General features: G+C 67.2%; 12 protein-coding genes and 8 pseudogenes. 7 read left to right on the top strand and 13 right to left on the bottom strand.

Annotated features, from left to right (window positions below; all coding sequences use genetic code 11):
* Positions 1–38 precede the first annotated feature (38 nt).
* The 8 genes and pseudogenes from G6N41_RS14290 to G6N41_RS14255 all read right to left on the bottom strand — a co-directional run bounded on the left by G6N41_RS14290 (position 39) and on the right by G6N41_RS14255 (position 8,798).
* Positions 39–1,433, bottom strand: coding sequence for a mechanosensitive ion channel family protein (locus G6N41_RS14290; RefSeq protein ID WP_198913149.1), 1,395 nt, complete (start codon positions 1,431–1,433; stop codon positions 39–41).
* Positions 1,430–3,610 (bottom strand): adenylate/guanylate cyclase domain-containing protein, encoded by a 2,181-nt coding sequence (locus tag G6N41_RS14285; RefSeq protein WP_198913148.1) that lies wholly within the window; start codon positions 3,608–3,610, stop codon positions 1,430–1,432. The genes G6N41_RS14290 and G6N41_RS14285 overlap by 4 nt, the downstream gene beginning before the upstream one ends.
* Positions 3,611–3,775: 165 nt before the next feature.
* A pseudogene (locus G6N41_RS14280) lies at positions 3,776–4,474 on the bottom strand (Crp/Fnr family transcriptional regulator); the annotation flags it as partial.
* A gap of 75 nt (positions 4,475–4,549) precedes the next feature.
* Positions 4,550–5,098 carry a hypothetical protein gene (locus G6N41_RS14275; protein WP_231608476.1) on the bottom strand — a complete coding sequence of 183 codons (549 nt, stop codon included), beginning with the start codon at positions 5,096–5,098 and terminating at the stop codon, positions 4,550–4,552.
* A gap of 5 nt (positions 5,099–5,103) precedes the next feature.
* Complete coding sequence (locus G6N41_RS14270) at positions 5,104–5,523, bottom strand: hypothetical protein (RefSeq protein ID WP_198913147.1); 420 nt, start codon at positions 5,521–5,523, stop codon at positions 5,104–5,106.
* On the bottom strand, positions 5,499–5,810 hold the full coding sequence (locus tag G6N41_RS14265) for a hypothetical protein (RefSeq protein ID WP_198968056.1): 312 nt from the start codon (positions 5,808–5,810) through the stop codon (positions 5,499–5,501). Before G6N41_RS14265 ends, G6N41_RS14270 begins: the two co-directional genes overlap by 25 nt.
* 49 nt (positions 5,811–5,859) lie before the next feature.
* Positions 5,860–6,609: pseudogene (locus tag G6N41_RS14260) on the bottom strand (mechanosensitive ion channel domain-containing protein); the annotation flags it as partial.
* A complete protein-coding gene (locus G6N41_RS14255) occupies positions 6,606–8,798 on the bottom strand; it encodes an adenylate/guanylate cyclase domain-containing protein (RefSeq protein WP_198913146.1) in 2,193 nt (730 codons plus the stop codon). The pseudogene G6N41_RS14260 and the gene G6N41_RS14255, both read right to left, overlap by 4 nt.
* 421 nt (positions 8,799–9,219) lie before the next feature.
* Between G6N41_RS14255 and G6N41_RS14250 the strand changes: the two genes are divergently transcribed.
* The 3 genes and pseudogenes from G6N41_RS14250 to G6N41_RS14245 all read left to right on the top strand — a co-directional run bounded on the left by G6N41_RS14250 (position 9,220) and on the right by G6N41_RS14245 (position 12,157).
* On the top strand, positions 9,220–9,393 hold the full coding sequence (locus G6N41_RS14250; protein ID WP_198913145.1) for a hypothetical protein: 174 nt from the start codon (positions 9,220–9,222) through the stop codon (positions 9,391–9,393).
* Between the two features lie 122 nt (positions 9,394–9,515).
* A pseudogene (locus G6N41_RS30335) lies at positions 9,516–9,737 on the top strand (PE family protein); the annotation flags it as partial.
* 362 nt (positions 9,738–10,099) lie between these two features.
* Positions 10,100–12,157 (top strand): PE family protein, encoded by a 2,058-nt coding sequence (locus G6N41_RS14245; protein WP_231609010.1) that lies wholly within the window; start codon positions 10,100–10,102, stop codon positions 12,155–12,157.
* 112 nt (positions 12,158–12,269) lie between these two features.
* Here the strand turns inward: G6N41_RS14245 and G6N41_RS14240 are convergent, their stop codons facing one another.
* Positions 12,270–14,312: an NAD(+) synthase gene (locus tag G6N41_RS14240; protein ID WP_198913144.1), complete on the bottom strand. Its 2,043-nt coding sequence runs from the start codon at positions 14,310–14,312 to the stop codon at positions 12,270–12,272.
* Positions 14,313–14,450: 138 nt separating this feature from the next.
* On the opposite strand from G6N41_RS14240, the gene G6N41_RS29600 reads away from it, so the two are divergent.
* Entirely contained in the window at positions 14,451–14,579 is a 129-nt protein-coding gene (locus tag G6N41_RS29600) for a hypothetical protein (RefSeq protein ID WP_258037502.1), read from the top strand.
* Positions 14,580–14,634: 55 nt separating this feature from the next.
* Complete coding sequence (locus G6N41_RS14235) at positions 14,635–15,480, top strand: NAD-dependent protein deacetylase (protein ID WP_198913143.1); 846 nt, start codon at positions 14,635–14,637, stop codon at positions 15,478–15,480.
* Here the strand turns inward: G6N41_RS14235 and G6N41_RS14230 are convergent.
* A pseudogene (locus G6N41_RS14230) lies at positions 15,477–16,348 on the bottom strand (IS5 family transposase). The gene G6N41_RS14235 and the pseudogene G6N41_RS14230 sit on opposite strands and share 4 nt — an antisense overlap.
* Before the next feature lie 174 nt (positions 16,349–16,522).
* Positions 16,523–17,782: pseudogene (locus G6N41_RS14225) on the bottom strand (cytochrome P450).
* A 128-nt stretch (positions 17,783–17,910) separates the two neighbouring features.
* Here G6N41_RS14225 and G6N41_RS14220 point away from each other — a divergent pair.
* Positions 17,911–18,549, top strand: a complete 639-nt coding sequence (locus tag G6N41_RS14220) for a TetR/AcrR family transcriptional regulator (protein WP_198913142.1) — start codon at positions 17,911–17,913, stop codon at positions 18,547–18,549.
* A gap of 70 nt (positions 18,550–18,619) precedes the next feature.
* Here the strand turns inward: G6N41_RS14220 and G6N41_RS29595 are convergent.
* Positions 18,620–20,484, bottom strand: a pseudogene (locus G6N41_RS29595) (hypothetical protein).
* A gap of 343 nt (positions 20,485–20,827) precedes the next feature.
* Here G6N41_RS29595 and G6N41_RS14205 point away from each other — a divergent pair.
* Positions 20,828–21,699, top strand: a pseudogene (locus G6N41_RS14205) (IS5 family transposase).
* On the opposite strand, the pseudogene G6N41_RS14200 reads toward G6N41_RS14205, so the two are convergent.
* Positions 21,696–24,297 (bottom strand): annotated as a pseudogene (locus G6N41_RS14200) (PE family protein). The pseudogenes G6N41_RS14205 and G6N41_RS14200 overlap by 4 nt on opposite strands.
* Positions 24,298–24,431: the final 134 nt, after the last annotated feature.

Here is a 24,431-nt window from a genome sequence, read left to right as displayed (position 1 = left end):
TGGCAGCCCGGCCGCGCGGGGCCGGGCTGCCAGGGGGGCTAATTGAGGCCACCCACCCGTCGCACCTTGCTTTGCCGCTCCTCGAGGATGTGACCAAAATCCTGCAGCAGCAGTGGTTCACGCATCACCAGATGTTCGAGGTGCTCGCGGTCGACCTCGAGCGCGGTGACCTCGTCGAGCGCATGTGCGCCGGCCAGGTTGGGTTGGCGGGTCAGCGCCGTGAGCCCCAGGAATCCGCCTTCATGCAACGTGGTGACCGGCACGACCGACCCGTCTTCGGCCGTCGCGGTCAGCCGCACGCGTCCGGTGATCAAGAACGTCATCCCGGCCGGCACCTGTCCGGCGTACTCCATGGTTTCACCGGCCGCGAACCGAATGATCCTGGCGCTGGACAACAACGCCTGCTGGTCGGTATCGCTGAGCCTCATCACCGGTGCCACCACCGTCTTGAGCGCGTGCTGGACGCGTTCGGTGGTCGAGAAATCGTCATCGGCCCCGTTGAGGTGCAGCCCCTCCCGCCGCGCGGCGTACCAGATCCAGCGCAGAAATGTTGCGCGCGCGGCACTCTCCTCGGCCGGCGACCGCAGCCCGATGGTGGTGCAGTATTCGGTGCCGCCGACCGGCTCGGTGGTGACTAGGAACCCGCTGTCGAGCTGCGGCAGCGCGGCGGCAACCCGGGACAGCAGCGCGCACACCCGATCGGGGGCGTCCGCATCGGAAAACTTGGTCGGTATCGCCAACTGGTAGGCGCCGGCCAGGCGGCTCAGGTTGGTGAACGGTGTGCTGGCCAGTACCGAGTTCGGGGTGATTCGCAGTCCGCTGCCGGTCTCGATGTGGACTGCACGCCAGTTCACCTCGACAATTCGTCCCCGCGTGGTGGTCGTATCGAGCCAGTCGTCGATCTGGAACGGTTGCTCGAACAGCATGAACAGGCCGGAAACGATCTGGCTGACGGAGTTCTGCAACATCAGACCGATGACGACCGATGTCACCCCCAGCGCGGTGAACAGGCCGCCGATTCGAACGCCCCAAACGAACGAGAGGATCACCGCCGGTCCGGCGCCGATCAGTACGAACCGTGCGACGTCGACGAAGATGACCGGTAGCCGTCGGCGCCACGAACCCTGCGGGGCCCCGGAGAAGACCGCGGCATTGAGCCCGGACAACAGCAGGACCAAGACCAGGAAGCCGAATACGGTGGCCAGCAGCCGCACCGCGGTGTCGTGGGCCGGCACTCCCGTCGCATTGACCATCAGCAGCAACAGCGCGCCCAGCGGCAGCACATAGTTGCGCAGCAGGCCGACTTGGCGGGCCAGCGCGCTTTGCCTGCGGCGCAACAGCCGCTGGACTTCGGTGAGAATTACGACCAGCACGGGCAGAGCCGCCGCGATTCCGACGGCCCAGTAGAACCAGGCCGAGCCGAACACGCTCATCGCCGCTCCGACACTTGCCAGATCTGCTGCTGTGATCCCCGGACCGAGATGGCGCCGGCCGGTGTGAACGTCCATATTTCGCGCATCGCGTCGTGTACCCGGGCGCTGACGTAGATGCCCGGATCCGACAGGTGGCCGTGCATTCGGTAGGCCATCTGCACCGCGCCACCCCACATGTCGTAGGCCAGGTTCGATCGGCCCACCAGACCACTGACGACTCTGCCGGTGGTGACCCCGACCCGCACCCGCAGCGGATGCTGTGACTGGTTGGCGAACCTGTTCACGATGAGCTCGATCTCGAGGGCAAACTCGATGCCCCGGTGCACGTTGTCCAGTCGCGGCGTGGTGGCGCCGCAGGCGGCGAGGTAGCCATTGTGAAATGTGCGGATCGGTTCCACGCCCAGGAATTGGGCCGCCGAATCGAACTGTCGGAACAGCTCGTCGACGATCCCGACCAATTCGTCACCAGAGAGCCCGTCGGAGATCTCTTCGAGCCCGATGAGCTCGGCGAAGATGACCGTGACATCCTGATGCTCTTCGGCGATGACCTCGCCGCCCGCTCGGTAGCGCTGCACCACCGGTTCTGGCATCAGTGCGAGCAGCAGCTGCTCGTTTTGGCTGCGTTGCTCGGTGAGCAGCTGATCTTTGACTTTCAAATTGCTGCTCATCTCGTTGAAAGCCGCAGTGAGATCACCAAGTTCGTCGCGCGACTTGACCGGCACGGTGACCTCGTAGTCGCCGGAGCGGATCTTCTCGGTGCCCGCCTCCAGCCGACGGATCGGGCGCACCAGCAGCTTGGCCAGCACCATGGACACCACGCAGATGAATAGGGTGATGCCCGCGACCGCCAACACCACCGTCCGGCCAAACGACGACAATCGCTCGTAGGCATCCCAGTCGTCTCGAGTCGCCAGAATCGCCCACCGCAGATCGGAATTGGGCACGTCCAGTGGGGCGTAGGCCTCCAACTCTCGATTGCCCAGATAGTCGGTGTCCTTGGTGATGCCGGACTGTCCACGCAGGGCAGCGCGCAAGCCCGCGCTGGGCACCGGTTGGACCAGCACCGTGGTCCCCAACCGGATCGCCTTGTTCACGACGTCTTCTCGGGTACCGCCAGCCAGCGCCTCGCGGCGGTATTCGTCCGGGCTTTCCAGGAAAAGCCGTGAGTCCGAACGCATCAGGTTGTCCGAGCCCGCCTGATACGTTTCGGTCGATCGACCCATGCCAACGGCTTCCCACTTCTCGTTGGCGTTCATGATCTGGTTCAAGTTGGTGGGCGGCAACGCCAGGGCCATCACTCCCTGCAGCTTGCCGTCCACCCCGACCGGCGACACCAGCCACGCGGTGGGGGCGTCAACTTCGGGCTGATAGCGCTGGAAGTCTGTGATCCACACGAAGTCGATCTCATTGGACGCCAGCGCCTTTTGATACGCGGTACGCAGGTTGGTCTCGCGATACGGGCCGGTAAAGAGGTTGGTCCCCAGATCGGGTCCCTTGTTGACCGAGTAGACGACGTTGCCTTGCAGGTCGAGCAGCAACGCGTCGCGGTACTGGAATCGGGTGACGATGCCGCGGAAAAAGTCGTTGAAACGGGCGTTGGCCGCCGACCATGCGCTGCCATCACCGGCGTTGTTGAAGCGCATCGACTCACTCGACGAACTGAACGGTGCGGTGTAGTACGTCTGTGCGGGCGATGCAGGCAGCACCGCCTCGAGATCGAGTTCGTGTCCGGTCGCCTGGTCGATCGGCTTGATCAGCTCGTTAACGTAGTAGTCGACGATCGCCTGCTGCTGGACCGGGTCGACGGTCGCGTTGGCCAGTCGCGCGAAGCCGTCGGTGAACGCCGCGGTGGCTTCGTTGGCGCTCATCCCGTTGCTGTACACCATCACAGACTTGGTCAACTCGAAGAAGAGTGCCTCGACCTGCCGCTTCTGGGCCTCCCGCAGCTGGAGTAGCCGCTCAACGGCAACGCGCTGCAACGCGTTGCGACCGCTGACGTAGCCGATGACCCCGACCACCGCGACCGAAAGGATGCTGCAGACCAGCAGCGTCACCAACAACTTGGCCTGGATGCCGACCCGGAGAAATCGCAGCAACCGACGACCTCGACTGTCGGTTCTGCCGGTCTGACCGGACGCGGCTGCTGTGACGGGTGCCGTTGGCTGCCCCGATGTCACCCGGCTTCCTTTCGCCTATGGCCGCGGGACCGGCAGATCCCGCAGCAGACTAACGCGGAAACGCAGACAAAACGGCGTTTGCGCGAAACACGCGATCGCACATGAGCCAGCAGTTGATCTCAAATCTCACCGGCCGATGGGCCCACGTCGCGACCGCGGTTGCTGTCAAGCGACCCGTTCGCGCTGGGTTACTTGCCGCACCTTCAGCTGCCGCTCGTCGATCAGTCGCCCCAGCTCCTGCAACAGCGCCGGCTTGCTCATCACGATGCGCTCGAGATACTCGCGATCGATGTCGAGCACGGTCACCTCTTCCAGCGCCACCGCACCGCCCGGGTTGGGTTGCCGAGTCAACGCGGTCACCCCCAGGAAGGCACCCTTACCGAGGGTGCCGACCGCGACGGCGGGACCGTCCGCCGGCGTCACCATCAGACGGACGCTGCCGGCGATGATGAAGGACATGCCTTTGGGCACAACGCCGGCTTGCTGGACGGTTTCATCGGTGCCGTAGCGCACCACCTTGGCGTATGGGGCCAGCGACTGCTGATCGAGCAGACTGAGCTTGAGTTCCGGGCTCACCGCGCGCAACGCGTCCTGGACTCGTTGGGGGGTCGAGTAGCTGTCACCGGCCCCGTCCAGCGCAAGCCCCTCGCGACGGGCGGCGTACCAGACCCACCGCAAAAACGTATCGTGGGCAGCACCGTCTTCGGCGGGAGACTTGATGCGGACAGTGGTGCGGTACTCGGCGCCGCCCAGGGCAACCGTGGCCGGCATCACCCCGCTCTTGAGATTGGGCAATGCGCTGGCGACCCTGGTCAGCATCGCGCATACCTTGTCCGGCGCATCGTCCGCCGCGAATTTGGTTGTGCCGTGATGCATCAAGTCAAGATGCCTGCGAAACCTGGTTCATGCATCAGGTAAGGAATGCCCGCGAAATCGGGGTCAGGTGGTGGTCTTGCTTTTGATGCGGATGCCGGCTTTGAGGGCGGGTAGAGCGGCGGGTATGGCGGCGAGGTAGAGCTGTTCGGTCTTGTCTTTGGCGAGTCTGAGCAGGGCGGCTTGCAGGTCGGCGATCTGGTGGGCGATCGCGGCGGGGTTGAGGCTGTTGCGGTAGGTGAGCAGCTCTGTTTGTTGGGCCGCTGAGAGGACTCCGGCGGCCAGCAGCCGGTCCAGGGGGGTCTGGGGCTTGTCGTAGAGCCGGCGGCGGTGACCGTCGCGGCTGCAGCCGTAGCTGATGGGTTTGATGGTGGGGGTCAGGTAGTTGAGCCGGTCGTTGACCAGGTGCCACAGCCGGTTGAGCACGGCGCGTTCTTCGTCGGTGTCGTAGCGGTAGTAGAACCCGTAGCGACGCACGAGGTGGTTGTTTTTGGACTCGATGGTGGCCTGGTCGTTCTTCTTGTAGGGTCGTGAGCGGGTGAAGAAGATCTCCATGTCCGCGGCCCACTTGATGACCGCCTTATTGAGGAATTCGGTGCCGTTGTCGAAGTCCAAACCCGTTACCTTATAGGGATTTTAGTAATTCCGGTTTTGAGGGCGCCCAGGATGTGGGGGTGGGCGTTGTTGCGCACCGTGCGGGTGAACACCCAGCCGATGTGCATGTCGGTGAGGTTGACCGTGCGGGCGAACTCACCTTTCAGTGTCGGGCCGCAGTGCGCCACGGTGTCGCCTTCGAAGAACCCCGGAGATTCTTCGGCCTCATCGCCTGCTTTGCAGATGGTGATCGAGGACCGCAGCAGCGGGGAGGGTTTCGTCGTCGACACACCCGAGATCTGGTCGCGGGCCTTGGCGCCGCGCAGGTAGCGGTCGATCGTGGCGCTGCTCATCGCCAACAGCTCGGCACGCACCGCCGGGCCGTAACGGTCACGGCCGTCCACCAGTTCGCCGTGGCGTTCTAGAGCATCCAACTGAAGTGCCATGGAAGCGGCCAGATACCGGCCGCACTGCCCGCCTGAGGCCGCCCACACCTTCTGCAACACCTTGAGCGCATCCTAGAGTACTTCGGATTGCGTTGCCGGCGAGTCCGTTTGGCGACCTGCCGACCCGCTCCCGGCGGCGCGGCCGCCGCCCTCAACCGCCGCCGGGCGTTGTCACGCGACCAGCCGGTGACCGCCACCACCTGATCCAGAATCTGCCCCTTGTCCGCCTTCGGCGCCCCCACATACGCCCTGGCGAACTTCGCGGTGATCTCGGCCCGAGACGACATCGACAGCCCACTTCCCATGCCTGCTGAGGATCGACCGTTTCGCGGGCATTTTTACGTGATGCACCGAGGACGCTTCACGGGCATTTCTCGTGATGCTTGCCGTGCACTTGTGCGAACCACCCGGGCGACTAAGGTTGGTGAAAGCCGTCGTCGCCAGCACTGAGTTTGGGGTGATTCGCAGCCCGGTTCCGGTTTCGATGTGTACGGCACGCCAGTTGACCTCCACCACTCGCCCTCGCGCAGTGGGCGTGTCCAACCAGTCGTCGATCCGGAATGGCTGCTCGAACAGCATGAACAAGCCCGACACGATCTGGCCGACGGAGTTCTGCAGCATCAGGCCGATCACGACCGACGTCACGCCCAAGGCGGTGAAGATGCCTCCGACCCGAACCCCCCAGACGTAGGACAGGATCATCGCCAGCCCGATACCGATCAGCGCAAACCGGGCCACATCGAGAAAGATGGTGGGCAACCGCTTGAGCCAACTGTCCTGCGGCGCGCTGGCAAATACCGTAGCGTTGAGCGCAGAGAGCAGCAACACCAGCACCAGGAAGCCGAACACCGTGGTCAGGATTCGTACCGTGCCTTCTCCTGCCGGCACTTGTGAGGCTTTGACCAGGAACAGCAGCAACGCACCGAGCGGGAGCAGGAAGTTGCGCAGCAGGGTGACCTGACGGGCCAGGTGGCTGTTCCTGCGGGCCAGCGAATTGTGCAGCTCGGTGAGCAGGATCAGGCCAACCGGCACTCCGATCGCGATGCCGATGGCCCAGTGGAACCACGAGGCGCCCAGGACGTTCATGACTGCTCCGACATCCGGTAGATCTGCTCTTCCGCACCGCCGACCGAGATGGTCCCTGCCGGTGCGAACTGCCGCTCGTCTCGCATCGCTTCATACACCTGCGAGGTGACGTAGATACCGGGTTGCGGTGAGCCACTATGCATTTGGTAGGCGGTGCTGACCGCCGCACCCCACATGTCGTAGACAACGCTGGTTCGACCGACCAGCCCGCTGATGACGTTGCCGGTGTTGATTCCGGCCCGCAGCCGTAGTTGGTGGCCGCTTTGGTGGTTGAACCGCTCGATGATGCGCTGCATCTCCAGCGCGAATGCGACCGTGCGGGCGACGTTGTCCAAACGTGGCGTGGTGACCCCGCAGCTGGCCAGATAGCCGTTGTGTAGCGTGCGGATCCGTTCCACCCCAAGGGATTCAGCCGCCGAGGCGAACTGGCGGAACAGGTCATCGACGATGGCGACCAACTCGTTGCCCGACAGCGATCGGGAGACCTCGTCCAAGCCCAGGATGTCAGCGAAGATCACGGTCACGTCCTGGTGTTCCTGGGCAATGGTCTGCTCGCCCTCGCGATACCGCTGCACCACCGGCTCGGGCATCATCGACAGCAGCAGCCGATCGTTTTCCCGGCGCTGCTCGTTGAGTAGATCCTCCTTGATATTCAGGCTTCGGCTCATCTCATTGAAAGCGGCGGTCAGATCGCCGATCTCGTCACGCGACTTCACCGGAATCGCGACGTCGTAGTCACCGCCGCTGATCTTCTCGGTGCCCGCCTCCAGGCGTCTGATCGGCCGCACCATCAGTTGGGCGATCAACATCGAGAAGACACAGATGATCACGATCATCGCCACGGTCACCAATACCAGCGCCTTGCTGAACGCGGCCGCGGCGGCGAATGCCGCAGAATCGTCGTTGGTCGCCAGGATCGACCAATGCAGATCCGAGTTGGGAATATTCAGCGGCGCAAAAGCTTCCAGCTCGCGGTTACCCGTATAGTCGACCGCGCTGACCGTTCCGGTCTGGCCCCGCTGCGCCTCACGGAGACCCGCGGTCGCCACCGGTTGCAGCAACACCGTGCTCCCGAGTTGGATCGCCCGGTTCACCACCTCCGGTGAGGTCCCGGCCGCCACCGCCTGGCGGCGATACTCTTCGGGATCCTGCAGGAACAACCTCGAATCCGATCGCATGAGGTTGTCCGGCCTGGCAAGATAGGTCTCGGTCCCGGTACCCATCCCGGCCGCTTGCCAGTTCTTGTCGGCGGTCATCATCTTGTTGATCTTGGCGATGGGCAGCGGTAACGCCAGCACACCTTCGGTTCTGCCGCCCTGCAGTACCGGGGACACCAGCCAAGCCGTCGGCGCGTCCAGCTGTGGTTGATACGGCTCGAAATCGGTGATCCAGGTGAAGTCGACGGCGTTGGCGCCCAGCACCCTGAGATAAGCATCACGCAGGTTGGATTCGCGATACGGCCCGGTCAGTATGTTGGTGCCGAAATCGGGGTCCTTACTCAAGCTGTAGACGATGTTGCCACGGGTATCGAGTAGAACCGCGTCGTCGTAATCGAATCGGGTGACGATCTCGCGAAAGTAGCCGTTGAATTCCGCGTTGGGGGCCGACCACGCGCTGCCATCGCCGGCGTCGTCCAGCCGCATCGAATCCTGATCGGACGTGAACGGCGCGGTGTAGTACGCCTGCAGGTATTTCTGCGCCGGCGATGTCGGCAGCAGCGCTTCGAGGTCGAGTTTGGTTCCAGTCAGGTGTTCGACCGGTTTGATGAGCTGGTCGTTGTAGTAGTTGACGAGCGACTCTTGCTGCGCCGGACTTATCGTCGCGTCCGCCAGTTGGTCGAATCCGGCGGTGAACTGCGCGACCGCGTCTATCACGGTCAGCCCGCGGGCGTAGATGACCAGCGAATTGGTCAGGTCGGAGAACAGCGTTTCCACCGCGCGCAGCTGCGATTCGCGTAGCTGGGTCAGACGTCCGTACGCGGCAGCGCTGAGCGAACTACGGCCGGTGTGAAAACCGACCGCCACGATCGCGGCCACCGAAACGATGCTCGACGGCAGCAACAGCACCATGAGCTTGGACTGGATGCTCACCCGGAAGCGCGGCCGGCGGCGGCGCTTGCCCTTCGCACCATCGTGAGCCGGGGCACCCTCCACCACCGGCTCCGGATCTTTCGCCTCGGCCGCCGTCAAAAGACTTCCTTTCTGTAATTTGCCGCCCAACCGCTCTACGATGCACCGATTGCGCGCCAGACGAGCGCCGACACGCAGCGCGGGCGCGGTTTGCTGTGTTTGTTGTGCGACCGACTGGTGACCACCGCGTCACCTTCGCCGTCGTTGCCGCGGCCGCTACCCGCCTGCCGGGGTGCACCAATTCACCGACGAGACAATTATGGGCGGAACGAAAATTCGTTCAATAGTGAATTATCAATTCGCTCGATAATGAATTAATAGAATTTTTAAATGGCCTCAATTAGACCGGCCATTAACGTAACGTGCCTTCCGCCCGGACCAATTCCCCACGGCACCTAAGGCGGATAGCAAGCGATGGCCGACTCCTGTGGTTCCAACGATCAAGGTCGCGATGTCGCCAAGCCGGGACACCGGTTGACCAGTGCACCGCCAGTCACCGCACGACGTTGCCGAAATCTTCATCCAGGTAACCCTTTTGACCGGAAACCGGCCCTGGGTTCGCGAGCCGTCGAACAACGCCGACGGGGCCGTGATCACGGTTGCCCGCCATCGGCCCATCCCGCCTCAATTGCTCGGCCCGCTGGGGCTGGCGTGAAAGGCCCGACAGTCGATGCAGCCCTTACCGCACACGCAATAGCCGGTGGCGCTGCCCGGATCGGTTGGCCTCGGCGCGAAACCCCTCCGTCATTGTTCGAGGCTAGCTAAAGGAGCAATTTGATGTCCTACGTTTTGGTTACGCCCGAGATGGTAGCCACTGCGGCCGCGGATGCGGCTGCGATCGGCTCGACGGTCAGCGCGGCCAATGCCGCCGCGGCGATCCCGACCACCGCGATAGCCACTGCCGCCGCCGATGACGTGTCTGCGGCCATCGCGGCGCTGTTCAACGCCCACGCCGAGCAGTACCAGGCCCTCAGTGTTCGCGTGGCCGAGTTTCATGAGTCCTTCACCCGCGCCCTGACCGCCCGCAGCACCGCCTACGCGACCGCCGAAGCCGCCAACGCCGGGCCCCTGCAGCCGCTGCTCGACCTGATCAATGCGCCGACCCAGGCACTGCTGGCACGCCCGCTGATCGGCGACGGTACCAACGGGGCACCGGGCACCGGGCACCGGGCACCGGGCAAGCCGGCGGCAACGGAGGCCTGCTTGTCGGCAACGGCGGCGCCGGCGGGTCCGGAGCGCCCGGTCAACGCGGCGGGGCCGGCGGGCTTCTGCTCGGCAACGGCGGGGCCGGTGGAGCCGGTGGGGTCGGCGCGCTCGGCCAGGCCGGCGGCACCGGCGGCAATGGCGGGGCCGGCGGGCTGTTGTTCGGCCAGGGCGGGGCCGGTGGTGCCGGTGGGGTCGGCGGGCTTGGCCAGGCCGGCGGCACCGGCGGCAATGGCGGGGCCGGCGGTCTGTTGTTCGGCAATGGCGGTGCCGGTGGGGTCGGTGGGGCCGGGGGTGTCGGTGGAGTCGGCTCGGCGGGCGGCACCGGCGGGACCGGCGGGACCGGCGGCTCCAATGGGCTGTTCGGGGCGGCCGGTTCCGGTGGCAGCGGCGGGGCCGGCGGCGATGGCGCTCCCGGTGACACCGGTCCCGCCGGTGTCACCGGCGGGGTCGGCGGGGCCAATCAGTTCTTCGGCCACGCCGGGGACGGTGGCCATGGCGGTACCGGCGGTACCGGCGGCACGGGCGGGGCCGGTGGCTCGGGTGTCGGATCAGGCCTGGCCGGCGGTACCGGCGGGGACGGTGGCGTGGGCGGCGCCGCGGGCCGCGGTGGCGCGGCGGGTGCCGGTGGTCCACTGGTTACCCCAGGGCATGCGGGCAACACCGGCACCGGCGGCACCGGCGGTACCGGCGGCACCGGCGGAGACGGCGATCTCCACACCGACGGCGGCAACGGCGGCACCGGCGGAAGCGGCGGCGCTGGCATCGCCGGTGTCGGCGGCGGCACCGGCGGCGACGGCGGCAAGGGCGGCACCGGCGCCAACGGCGCCCCGTTGGGTGCCAGCGGCGGCACCGGAGGCGACGGCGGCAAGGGCGGCGGCGGCGGCAACGCTACCGACGGCGGCCACGGCGGTAACGGAGGTACCGGCGGCACCGCCGGTGACGGCGGCAACGGCCAATCCGGTGACCTGAATGCGAACGGGGGCGGCGGCGGCCGTGGCGGCACTGGCGGTGCCGGGGGTATCGGCGGGACTACCACCGGCGGCGGTGATGCCGGGGCCGGTGGCGGCGGGGGTGCCGGTGGGACCGGAGGCTCTGGCGGAGAAGGCGGTGCCGGCGGCTTTGGTGGTGATGGCGGGGCCGGCGGCACCGGCGGCAAGGCTGGCGCCGGTGGGGACGGCGGCAACGCAACCGACGGCGGAAACGCCGGTGCCGGTGGGGACGGCGGAAACGCCGGTGCCGGTGGGGACGGCGGAACCGGCGGCGCCGGCGGCACCGGGGGCGGCATCGTGACCGGGATCAATGGCGGTGCCGGCGGGGCAGGTGGTGACGGCGGCGATAGCGGCAACGGCGGCAACGCAACCGGCGGCGGCAACGGCGGCAACGGCGGGACGGCCGGCACAGGCGGCGCCGGTGGTTTGGGTGGCGGTGGCTTCCGGGTCGGACATGGTGGTGGCGGCGGCAACGGCGGCAATGGCGGCGTCGGCGGCACCGCAACCGCGGGCGGCGACGCCGGTAGCGGCGGCACCGGCGGCGTCGGTGGCGACGGCAGCGTCGGAGGCGACGCCTCCGATGCCGTCGCCGGTGGCGACGGTGGCACCGGCGGTCGGGGCGGCAGCGGCGGTGCTGGCGGTATCGCAACGGGCGGCGGCAGCGCCGGCCACGGCGGCGTTGGCGGCGGGGGCGGCAACGGCGGCCACAGCACCGACGGCACCGCCGGTGTGGCCGGTCATGGTGGTGGTGCCGGTGGCGCCGGCAGCGACGCCGGCGACGGCGGCAAAGGTGGTGACGCTCTCGACGGCGGCACCGCCGGTGCCGGTGGTGCCGGCGGCAAGGCCGGCAACGGGGGCGGCGCCGGTTCCGGCGGCAAAGGTACCTTCGACGGCGGCGCGGGCGGCGCTGGAGGCGACGGCGGCAAGGCCGGCAACGGAGGCGCTGGCGGCATCGACAGCAACGGTCAGGTCGCCGACGGCGGCGACGGCGGTGACGGCGGCAACGGCGGTGACGGCGGCAACGGCGGTGACGGCGGCAACGGCGGTGACGGCGGCAACGGCGGCAACGGCGGCAACGGCGGTGACGGCGGCAACGGCGGTGACGGTTCACCCGTCGGTGCCGACGGGACGGGCGGTATCGGCACCGCCGGTGGTGTCGGGGGCGGAGGCGGCGCGGTGTCCGGCCGCCCCGGCCAGAACGGCAGCGAGGGCCAGCCTGGGTGAACCCCGCGCGTCGAGGCGGCCGTTCTTCCGGTCGCGGAAAATTTTAGGGGCCCAACGGTGTTCGCGGACCTATGGAACTAGCAGACGTGGCCGCTACGGCCGGTCCGTCTGGCTAGTCGCGCGGCACGGTGGTTTCGATCTCGTCGAGCCAGACTCGCGCCGACATGTCCGACGGAGCCCGCCAATCGCCGCGCGGAGACAGCGCACCTCCGTGGGACACCTTGGGGCCATTGGGCAGTGCCGACCGCTTGAACTGGCTGAACGAATAGAAGCGCTGGGCGAAGACCATCAGCCAGTGCCGGATCTCGGATAGCGAGTACGACGGCCTCTTGTCGTCGGGGAAACCGGGTGGCCAGTTGCCACGTTGTGAGTCGCTCCACGCGTGCCAGGCCAGAAAGGCAATCTTCGAGGGGCGAAATCCGTACCGCAGCACATGAAACAGCGAGAAGTCTTGCAACGCGAAGGGGCCCACCTTGGACTCGCTGCTCTGCAATTCTTCTTCCTCGCGGGTGGGCACCAGTTCGGGAGTGATCTCGGTGTCCAGCACCGACTGCAATACCTCGTCCACATGCTCGTCGAACTGACCCGATGAGATAACCCAGCGCATCAGGTGCTGAATCAATGTCTTGGGGACCCCGGCGTTGACGTTGTAGTGCGACATCTGGTCGCCGACACCATATGTCGACCAGCCCAGCCCGAGTTCGGACAGGTCACCGGTGCCAAGCACGATTCCGCCGCGATGGTTTGCGATGCGGAATAGATAGTCGGTGCGCAGCCCGGCCTGAACGTTCTCGAAAGTGACGTCGTAGACCTTCTCCCCGCTGGAGAACGGGTGCCCGATGGTGTCGAGCATCAACCGGGCCGTCTCGGTGATGTCGATTTCCTCGAAGCTGACCCCCAGCGCCTTGGCCAGCTTGATCGCGTTGTTCTTGGTGCGATCACCGGTGGCGAATCCGGGCAGGGTGAACGCCAGAATGTCGCTGCGCGGACGGCCTTCGCGGTCCATCGCGCGAGCGGCGACGATCAGCGCGTGGGTGGAGTCGAGCCCGCCGGAGACCCCGATGACCACCTTCGGATAGTTGAGCGCCCGCAGCCGCTGTTCGAGGCCGGACACCTGGATGTTGTAGGCCTCGTAGCAATCCTGTTGCAGCCGTTGCGGATCAGCTGGGACGAAGGGGAAGCGTTCGAGCTCGCGCCGCAACCCGATGTCTCCGGCCGGTGGATCCAGCCGGAACACGACGGGCCGGAATGAGTCCGCCAATGACCGGTGATGGCGGCGGTTGTCGTCAAAGGTGCCCATCCGCAGCCGCTCCGATCGGAGCAACTCGGTGTCCACGTCGGCCACGCAGCGGCGTTCTCCGCGGGGAAACCGCTCGGATTCGGCCAGTAGCGCCCCGTTTTCCCAAATCATGGTCTGGCCGTCCCAGGCCAGGTCCGTCGTCGACTCGCCCTCCCCCGCCGCGGCATAGACATAGGCGGCCAGACACCGTGCCGACGCCGAGCGGGCCAGCAGCGCACGGTCCTCGGCGCGCCCGATGGTGATCGGGCTCCCGGACAGGTTGGCAAGTATCGTCGCGCCCGCCAACGCTGCCTCAGCACTGGGCGGTATGGGGACGAACATGTCCTCACAGATCTCGACGTGCAGCACGAAGCCGGGCAGGTCGGAGGCGGCGAAGAGCAGGTCGGGGCCGAACGGCACGTCCGCGCCGCAGACCCGAATGGTGCCCCGCTCGTCGTCTCCGGCCGCGACCTGACGGCGTTCGTAGAACTCGCGATAGGTGGGCAGATAGGACTTCGGCACCACCCCCAGAACGGCTCCGCGATGAATGACGACGGCGGTGTTGTAGATGCGATGCTGATACCGCAGTGGCGCGCCGATCACCAAAACGGGCAACAGATTGGCCGACGCCGTCACCACATCGAGCAGCGCGTCCTGCACGGCGTCGAGAAGAGCGTCCTGCAACAGGATGTCCTCGATCGAGTAGCCCGACAGCGTCAGCTCAGGGAACACCACCAGCGCGACACCGTCGTCGTGGCACTGGCGGGCCAACCCCAGTACCGACGCGGCATTGGCCGCCGGGTCACCAAGCGTGGTGTGGTGGGTGCACGCGGCAACGCGCACAAAGCCCTGGCCGTATGCGTTGTAGAAGTCCATCGTCGTTCCATTATCGGCTTCCCACCGCCGAAGACCGAAACGACGGGCGGAAACCGATCAACGAGCCTTGTCTAGGGGTCCGGGTGGGCGCCTAGATCGCAGGCAAGATGTCCCGCTCGGTGCGTTGTCGCGGCGCCCATGCCCCACCCGCCCCTGGGCCTGAACGGCTTCGGTCTGCTCACCGAATTCGGCAACACTGCCGCCCATCGCGTCGGCGCCGGGCAGCACGACAGCAGTCCGAGCCGGCGCCGCTACCGGGTCGGATAACCGCGTCACGAAACCGCTCGATTGTCCGACGGCCGATTGGCAGGCAAGCTGATTCGTGCCTACTCTCAAGGCTGTGGAGTCCCCGGAACTCGTCGCGGCGCTGACCGGTCACCGGATAGCCGTGCTCACCGGCGCCGGGATTTCCACCGATTCCGGCATACCGGACTATCGCGGACCCGATTCGCCGCCGAGCAATCCAATGACAATCCGCCAGTTCACGTCGGACCCGGTTTTCCGGCAGCGGTACTGGGCGCGCAATCATGTTGGCTGGCGGCACATGGATGACACCGCGCCCAATGCCGGCCATCGCGCGCTGGCCGCGCTCGAACGTGCCGGCGTGGTGACCGGAGTGATCACCCAGAACGTCGATCTGCTGCACACCAAGGCGGGCAGCAAGAATGTGGTCAACCTGCATGGCACCTATGCCCAGGTGACGTGCCTGGGCTGTGGTCACACGATCAGCCGCTCGACGCTGGCCGCCGAACTCGAGTCGCTCAACCCGGGATTCATCGAGCGCGCCGAGGCCGTCGGCGGCCTGGCCGTGGCTCCTGACGCGGACGCTGTTATCGCCGATACCGAGTCGTTTCGCTACATCGACTGCCGTTGCTGCGGGGGGATGCTCAAGCCCGATATCGTCTACTTCGGCGAGAGCGTCCCCAAAGAACGTGTGGATCAAGCATTTTCACTGGTCGATCAGTCCGACGCGCTGCTTGTGGCCGGTTCGTCACTGACCGTGTTCTCGGGCTATCGGTTTCTACGTCACGCCGCGGCACGGGGCATTCCGGTCGCGATCATCAACCGGGGCCACACCCGCGGAGACGATCTGGCCGACGTCAAAGTCGACGGCGGTTGTTCTGAACTGCTGGTCTTGCTGGCTTCCGAACTAGGTCCTGTCTGCTAATTGCGGACGCGGTGGTAGGTGATGATGGCGGCCAGGGTGACACCGCCGAGGTAGGTCAGGGCGTATTTGTCGTAGCAGGTGGCGACCGCGCGCCAGTGTTTGAGCCCGTTGAAGCTTCGCTCGACGGTGTTGCGGTGCTTGTAGATTCGGCCTGAGAACCCCGGAGGCCGTCCTCTGTTGCGGCCTTTGGCTTTGCGGCGGGTGATCTGGTCGCTGCGCTCGGGGATGGTATGGGCGATCTTGAGCCGGCGCAGCTGTGCCCGCGTCGAGTCATGGGAGTACGCCTTGTCCGCCAGCAGGCGAAACGGGGCGTATGAGTTGCTGCACCGGGCGGCCAGCAATGGCCAAAGCATCGGATTATCACCGGCTTGACCGGCCGACAGTGCCAGGGTGACCGGACTGCACAGCTGGTCGGTCAAGGCGTGGATCTTGGTAGTCAGCCCGCCGCGGGAACGCCCAATGGCGTGGTCATCGGGCTCATCGAGATATTTCTTGTAATTCGACAGATCCCCCTGTGCGGCGCCCGGCGCGCTCCGGCTGCGTGTTGGTGGGCGCGCACACTGGTCGAATCGACCGACAACAGTGCGCCCAGGTCGGCGTCCTCGGCGTCGAGGTCAGAGGCGATCGCCGCGAAGATCCGCGCGTAGATGCCATCGACCGACCAGCGTAGATGCCTCTCGGCCACCGATTGCCAGGGACCGAAGTGCTCGGGCAGGTCACACCACGGAGATCCCGTACGGTAACGCCAGATAATGCCCTCCAGAGTACGTCGATGATCGTTCCACGGCCGGCCACGCCGCCGCCCCGCAGGCAACACCGCCACGATCAGCGACCACAAATCATCAGAAATCGCATGCGTCCGCATCACCCAAACAGCATCAGCCAAAACACCATTCACATTAAGCAGACACGCCCTAGCCGCCGCGGTTTACGTGGAACCGATAACCGTTTGCTAGCAGTGCCTTTGATCGCCAGCTTGACCAGCGGATGCCCCTGCGCAAAGGCCGATGGCCCAGTTTGGCCGATGCCATGTCCCCCACCGTCAGAAGGTGCAGGGCATGCTGCGGATGGCGTGTACGAAGTTGCCGGGCACGTAGACCGGATCACCGGCCTGGATATCGGGAAGTTGCACAAGTAGCTCGCCGAAGATGGCACGCAGTTGCGCGCGGGCCAGATGCGCGCCGAGACAGAAGTGCACTCCACCGCCTCCGAAGCCCACGTGGGGATTTGGACTGCGGCTCAGATCCAGGCGTTCGGGATGACAGAACGCATCCTCATCCCAGTTTCCGGAGGCATAGAACATCACCACCTTCTCCCCCACGCGAATCAGTTGTCCGCCCAGCTCGAAATCCGCGGCCGCAGTGCGGCGAAATGTCATCACCGGCGTCGCCCACCGAACGAGTTCCTCGACCGCTGTACCAATCCGAGTGCCGAAATCGGCTAGCAACCAAGCCTTCTCGCCGGGAAAGTCGGTAAGCGCCTTCAGGCCATGACTGATGGTCTGGCGGGTGGTGTCATTACCGGCCACCGCAAGCAGCACAAAAAACGCCGCCACATCCGCATCGGCGAGCCTGTCGCCGTCCACCTCGGCGTTGACCAGAGCGCTGAACAGGTCATCGCCGGGCCGGTCCCGCCGCTCGGCGGCCAAAGAGGCGGCGACCTGATGCAGATACATCTGATTTTCGAAGAGCACGGCCAGCGGTTCTCGACCATTCAGGTAGCGGGGGTCCGCCCAGGAGACCAGCGCATCGGCGGCATGTGCCACCCGCTCACGGTCGGCTTCGGGAATTCCCACCATGTCCGACAGGGTGCGGATGGGCAGTTCCTTGGCGCAGTGCTCGACGAAATCGACACCACCGCCGGCCATCCGGAGCTCTTAGACAATGCCCTTGGCGTTGATCTTGATCGAGTCCTCGATGCGACGGACTTGCCTGGGCGTGAATGCCGCGCTGACCAACTTGCGCAGCTTGGTGTGTCGCGGTGGGTCCATCGCCAGAAATGACTGTGACGCTTCCAGCAGTTCGGCGGGAACATTCTCGAACAGCACGCCATTGCCGGACAAGAACACCTCGTTAGTGCGGCTGACCGCAACGATGTCAGCGCGCCGGGTGACCGCCCAGAACCCCGGGTCGTTGGGATCCTGGATGAGCGCGTCTTCGACCGGAGGGTGCCAGCTCACCGGGCGTTCGGCCCGCAACACCGAAAATGAGCTTTCCCGCTGCGACGCACTCGATGCCCAGAACGCACGCGATGACAGATCGATCGTGTCGTAGGGCCGCACGCTCGCCGAAATTGCCGTCATCGCCGCTCTCCTTCATCAACTAGGACCCCGGTCACAGACTGACGATGCTATGTCTAGACACTATGTCTAGTCAATATGTCTCGCGGTTGGCTATGCTCATCCGAAGACCAGGAGGTGCCCGGGCAAACATGGCGTCCATCACCCGAAATGCGCAGGCCAACCGCCGGCAGCGGCGCGAGCAGATGGAATGCCGCCTGCTAGAGGCCACCGAGCGACTCATGAACAATGGCGCCAGCTTCACCGAGCTCAGCGTCGATCGGCTGGCGACCGAGGCCGGCATTTCACGCGCCAGCTTCTACATCTACTTCGATGACAAGGGCTACCTGCTGCGCCTTCTGGCCGGTCAGGTGTTCGACGACCTGGCCACCGGCGCGCAGCATTGGTGGGACGTGGCCTGGCGCCACGATCCGGACGACGTCAGAGCCGCGATGCGCGCCATCATCGCCCGCTATCGCCGTCATCAACCGATCCTCATCGCCCTCAACGAGATGGCCGGCTATGACCCCCACACGGCACAAACGTATCGGGACATCCTGACTGCCATCTCCGCGCGATTGGCCCAGGTCATCGAGGACGGCCAGGCCGATGGCTCAATCCGCCCCGAACTATCCGCGACCACCACGGCCAACGCGCTCACATGGATGGTCGAGCGAACCTGCCATCAGAACCTACCGAGCAGACCGCCCGAATTCGACGCCGAACTGGCCGATACGCTTTCTGAAATCGTATGGGGTGCCCTGTATCTCACGTCAACGTCGCTGCGATGACGCACGGGGATTGGCCTACCACGACCTCGGCAGGCAGGTCGCTGATCTGAGCGCAGGCATTCCGGTGCGATTAGTGTGCGCCGGTTCCGCCGGATCCGCCGGCGCCGCCCACGCCGCCGTCGACCAGTGCCGGCCCGGTCGGCCCGCCGCCGGTCGCGCCACCATGGCCTACTCCGCCAATCCCAACAAGTTCGGTATCGACGAACCGGTCGCCGCCAGCGCCGCCGGTGCCGCCGGTGCCGCCGGTGCTGCCGCCGAACGGAGGGACGGGTGGGGATCCGTCACCGCCGTTGCCGCCTCGGCCGCCCTTGCCGCCCTGGCCGCCCTGGCCGCCCTGGCCGCCGGGAGCGTCCCAGCCGTCACCACCGTCACCGCCGTTGCCGACTGTCCCGCCGTTGCCGGCACCACCAATACCCTGGGCATCAACTCCGCTACCACCCTGGCCGCCAGTGCCGCCGCCGCCACCTATGCCCCCGAAGCCCATACCGCCGTCACCGCCAGCCCCGCCGGTGCCACCGGTACCCACGCTGGAGTAGCCACCTTCGCCACCGGTTCCCCCCCAGCCGCCAAAAGCCCCGTTGCCGCCGTCGCCGCCGGCGCCGCCGGTACCGGGTGCGTTGAAACCAGTGGCATTTCCGCCGATGCCACCCATTCCGCCGGAGCCGCCGTTGCCGAAAGTGCCGAGCTCGCCGGCTGCGCCCGTACTTGATCCGTCCCCACTCAGGCCGCCTTGACCGCCAAGCCCGCCCGGGCCCCCACCGCCGCCGTCACCGCCCTTGGCGCCATTCTGTGGCGGACCAGAGATGCTCCCGTCAGCTCCGTCACCACCATCGCCTCCCCTGGCACCAAGGCCGCCGGTACCCCCCTGTCCGCCGTCGCCACCGGCCCCGGTGGCACCGTCAGTGAACCCCGCGGCGTGAGCCTGACCACCGACGCCGCCAGTACCACCGGCACCTCCGACACCACCAAAACCGCCGTAGCCGCCATAGCCGCCGTTAGCGCCGCTGCCAGAAGCCATGTCTGCTCCATGCACACCATCGCCACCGGTACCGCCCATGCCACCGGTACCGCCGGACCCGCCGAGGCCACCGTTGCCGCCTTTGGCACCGCCGTCGCCACCGGCCCCGCCGACACCACCGGTCGCGCCCGCCCCGCCCCTTTCACCGTCCGCGGACAATGTGGCACCGCTGTCCCCGACGGTGCCCTTCCCGCCGGTTCCACCGTCACCGCCGTTTCCGCCATTGCCGTAGAGTCCGCCGTCGCCACCGGCCCCGCCGGCACCACCTTTGACGCCGATAGCACCACTGCCCCCGTTTCCGCCGTCACCGCCGTTACCACCGGTGGTGACGCCGGATCCGGCTTTGCCGTTTCCGCCAGATGTGGGACCGGCGCCGGCCTGGCCACCGGCCCCGGCGTTACCGGGGTCACCCCCATGTCCGCCGTCACCACCACGCTCACCGGAGCCCGCTACCGCGTTGGCGCCGTCACCGCCGTCCCCGCCGATTCCGGCGGTCCCACCGTCCCCGCCAGCACCACCAACGCCCTGCGTTCCATCGGAGTAACCCGCGGCTTGGGCCTGACCGCCCTGTCCACCGCGACGCCAGCTCCACCGGTCCCACCATTTCCGCCCTTACCGCCGGACCCGCCATCGATATCGGCCCCGGTGATCCCGTTCGCACCATTTCTGCCGGTACCGCCGGTACCCCCGGTACCCCCGTCTCCACCGCTACCGCCATCACCGCCGTGACCGGCCAACGCGCCCCCGCTGCCACCGGCACCGCCCTGACCGCCAGTTCCTCCGGTTCCGCCCGCGCTACCTGCCACAGGGCCGGTGGAGCCGACCTGGCCCTTGCCGCCGTTCCCGCCGTCACCACCGTCGCCGCCATTGCCGTAGAGCCCGCCGTCACCACCGGACCCGCCGGCACCGCCGTTCACGCCGGTAGCGCCGCTGGCGCCGTTGCCGCCGTCGCCGCCGTTACCGCCAGAGGTGGGAGCGACCCCGGCCGCACCCTCGACCCCTGCGATGTAACCGGCCCCGCCTTGCCCGCCGATGCCGCCGACGCCGGGGTCACCGCCGTCGCCGCCGTTGCCGCCGGCCTTCCCGGAGCCGACGTCCGCGTTTGCGCCGCGGCCGCCGTTGCCGGCGTTCCCGCCGGTCCCGCCCACGCCGCCCGCGCCGCCGACGCCCTGGGTGCCGTCCGCGAATCCCGCGGCCTGAGCCTGGCCGCCTAGGGCGTGTCTGCTTAATGTGAATGGTGTTTTGGCTGATGCTGTTTGGGTGATGCGGACGCATGCGATTTCTGATGATTTGTGGTCGCTGATCGTGGCGGTGTTGCCTGCGGGGCGGCGGCGTGGCCGGCCGTGGAACGATCATCGACGTACTCTGGAGGGCATTATCTGGCGTTACCGTACGGGATCTCCGTGGTGTGACCTGCCCGAGCACTTCGGTCCCTGGCAATCGGTGGCCGAGAGGCATCTACGCTGGTCGGTCGATGGCATCTACGCGCGGATCTTCGCGGCGATCGCCTCTGACCTCGACGCCGAGGACGCCGACCTGGGCGCACTGTTGTCGGTCGATTCGACCAGTGTGCGCGCCCACCAACACGCAGCCGGAGCGCCCCGGGCGCCGCACAGGGGGATCTGTCGAATTACAAGAAATATCTCCATGAGCCCGATGACCACGCCATTGGGCGTTCCCGCGGCGGGCTGACTACCAAGATCCACGCCTTGACCGACCAGCTGTGCAGTCCGGTCACCCTGGCACTGTCGGCCGGTCAAGCCGGTGATAATCCGATGCTTTGGCCACTGCTGGCCGCCCGGTGCAGCAACTCATACGCCCCGTTTCACCTGCTGGCGGACAAGGCGTACTCCCATGACTCGACGCGGGCACAGCTGCGCCGGCTCAAGATCGCCCACACCATCCCCGAGCGCAGCGACCAGATCACCCGCCGCAAAGCCAAAGGCCGCAACAGAGGACGGCCTCCGGGGTTCTCAGGCCGAATCTACAAGCACCGCAACACCGTCGAGCGAAGCTTCAACCGGCTCAAACACTGGCGCGCGGTCGCCACCTGCTACGACAAATACGCCCTGACCTACCTCGGCGGTGCCACCCTGGCCGCCATCATCACCTACCACCGCGTCCGCAATTAGCAGACAGGACCTAGGCCGCCGACACCACCGGTCCCGCCGGTACCACCGTCACCGCCGTTGCCACCGTCACCACCGTTTGCGGAGGAGAAAATGCCAGAGGTACCGGTACCACCGGTACCACCGTCACCGCCGTGGCCGGCCAAGGCACCACCCTTGCCCCCGGCGCCACCGTCACCACCGGTCAACCCGGTGTGGCCATTACCACCGTTGCCGCCTCCGATGGTGGTGCTGCCGTTGAAGCCGATGCCCCCGGTGCCCCCGGTGCCTCCGGTGCCGCCATTGCCATACAACCCGCCGTCACCGCCGACCCCGCCAGCACCACCTTTCACACCTTGAGAACCGCTGCCGCCGCTACCGCCGTCACCGCCGTTGCCGCCGGTGATGGGGCTGAACCCATCCGCCCCGTGGGCACCGACGGTGGGGCCGGCTCCGCCGGTGCCACCGGCGCCACCGGCACCGTTGTCGCCACCATGCCCACCGTTGCCTCCGGCCGCACCCGAGAACGCCGCCGCGTCGGCACCCTTGCCACCGTCATCGGCGACACCGCCAGCCCCGCCCTCACCACCGGCCCCGCCGACACCCTCGGTGCCGTCGGCGAATCCCGCGGCCTGAGCCTTACCGCCGGCGCCACCGTCACCACCGGCCCCGCCGATACCACCCTTGCCCCCACTGCCACCGTCGCCGCCATGAAGGTTGCCCCCGGTCACACCCTCAGCGCCGGTAGCACCAAGCCCGCCGGACCCGCCGGTCGCGCCGACACCACCGGCCCCGCCGGCGCCACCGTGACCGCCAAGGGCACCACCCATGCCACCGGCCCCGCCCATGCCGCCGGCCCCGCCATCGCCGCCGTTCTCCCCGGATACGCCAGCCGCGGTGGCATCCGCCCCCTGGCCACCGGCTACGCCATTACCGCCGTCCCCACCGGCGCCGCCATTGCCATACAACCCGCCATCACCGCCGGCACCACCGGCACCACCGGCAACCCCGGCAGAAGCGGCTGGACCGGAGGCGCCGTTTCCACCGTCACCGCCGTTACCGCCGGTGATGGGGCTGAACCCATCCGCCCCGTGGGCACCGACGGTGGAGCCGGCTCCGCCGGTCCCACCGGCGCCACCGGCACCGTTATCGCCACCATGCCCACCGTTGCCCCCGGCCGCACCCGAGAACGCCGCCGCGTCGGCACCCTTGCCACCGTCACCGGCGACACCGCCAGCCCCACCGGCCCCGCCGGCACCACCGTCACCCTGCCCGCCCAGGAACCGCAGGAAACCGCCGTGACCGCCAGAACCGCCCACCCCGCCGGCACTACCAACGCCGCCATTGCCGCCGTTGCCGCCATTGCTCCCGGGCGCGATCCCGGCAGCCCCGGCCCCGCCCGCACCACCGGCGCCACCAACACCGCCGAGGCCGCCGGCCCCGCCGGAGCCGATCAGCCAACCACCGAGCCCGCCGGCACCACCGTTGCCGGCACTGCCGCCCTCACCACCCGCCTCACCAACACCGCCTGCCAGACCGACAGCACCGTCGCCACCCGCTCCACCGTGACCGCCCAACCCCCACAGCCCCACGGCAGCGCCACCGGCGCCCCCGTCACCGCCGCTACCGGCGACCGCGCCGGTTCCGCCGGCCCCGCCCGGCGCCACCGCTACCGAACAGCCGTCCGCCATCACCGCCACCGCCACCAGCCCCACCATCGCCAGAGTCCGAATTGACTCCGCCGATACCGCCAGCCCCGCCTCGACCCCACAACCCGCCATGACCGCCATCGCCACCGGCCCAGGCACTACCGGAGCCCGCGCTGTCACCACCGGCACCGCCGGTGCCGCCGATGCCGAACAATCCGCCGTTTCCGCCGGCCCCTCCGGCACCCCCGCTTAGACCAAGCCCCTGCCCCCCCGGCACCGCCGGACCCGCCGGCGCCCAGCAACCAGGCCCGCCCGCCGGCACCTCCAACACCCCCGTTGACCGGCCCTCACCGCCAACTCCCCCGGTCCCACCGTTGCCGTACAGCCATCCGCCGGCGCCGCCGGCCCCACCGACACCGCCGGTACCGGAAGCCCCGGCCTGGCCTCCGGCGCCGCCGGCACCGCCATGGCCGAGCAACCCCGCCGACCCGCCCGCGCCACCGGATTGACCGAACGCGCCGGAGCCGCCGGCGCCGCCGTTACCCCACAGAATTCCGCCAGCCCCACCGGCTTGCCCGGTCCCCGCCACCCCATCGGCGCCATTGCCGATCAGCGGCCGCCCAAACCAGTTCTGGCTGGGTGCATTCACCAAACCCAGCACGTCTTGCTCCACGGCCTGCAACCACGAGACGCTGGCCGACTCGCTGGCCGCGTAGCTGTTGCTCCCCGCGGTCAACAGCGCGACAAAGCGCTCATTGAGGGCCGAGATTCGGGTGCTGATGGCCTGATATTCCTGGGCATGGGTGCCGAACAAGGCCGCGATCGCGACCGACACCTCATCGGCACCGGCGGCCAGCACCGTCGTCGTGGCGCCCGCCGCCGCTGCGTTGACCGCATGGATCGACAAACCAATGCGCGCCAAATCCGAAGCCGCCGTCGCCACTGCTTCCGGCGCCACACTCACGAATGACATCTGCTATCCCTCCCCGAGAAATCTCACGATAACTTGGGCGAACCGCGCACTGCCTGGACAGCGAAATCACCATAGAAAGTTGAAATCCCTACGGCCCCAACATCAACCGCAAAAATCTCAGCGCAAGACTTCTA

Origin of the sequence: Mycobacterium shottsii, from assembly GCF_010728525.1 — a bacterium.
In the GTDB taxonomy this organism is placed as follows: Bacteria; Actinomycetota; Actinomycetes; order Mycobacteriales; family Mycobacteriaceae; genus Mycobacterium; species Mycobacterium marinum.
The sequence above is the reverse complement of the archived record's forward strand: the minus strand, read 5'-3'. Positions and strand labels throughout refer to the sequence as shown.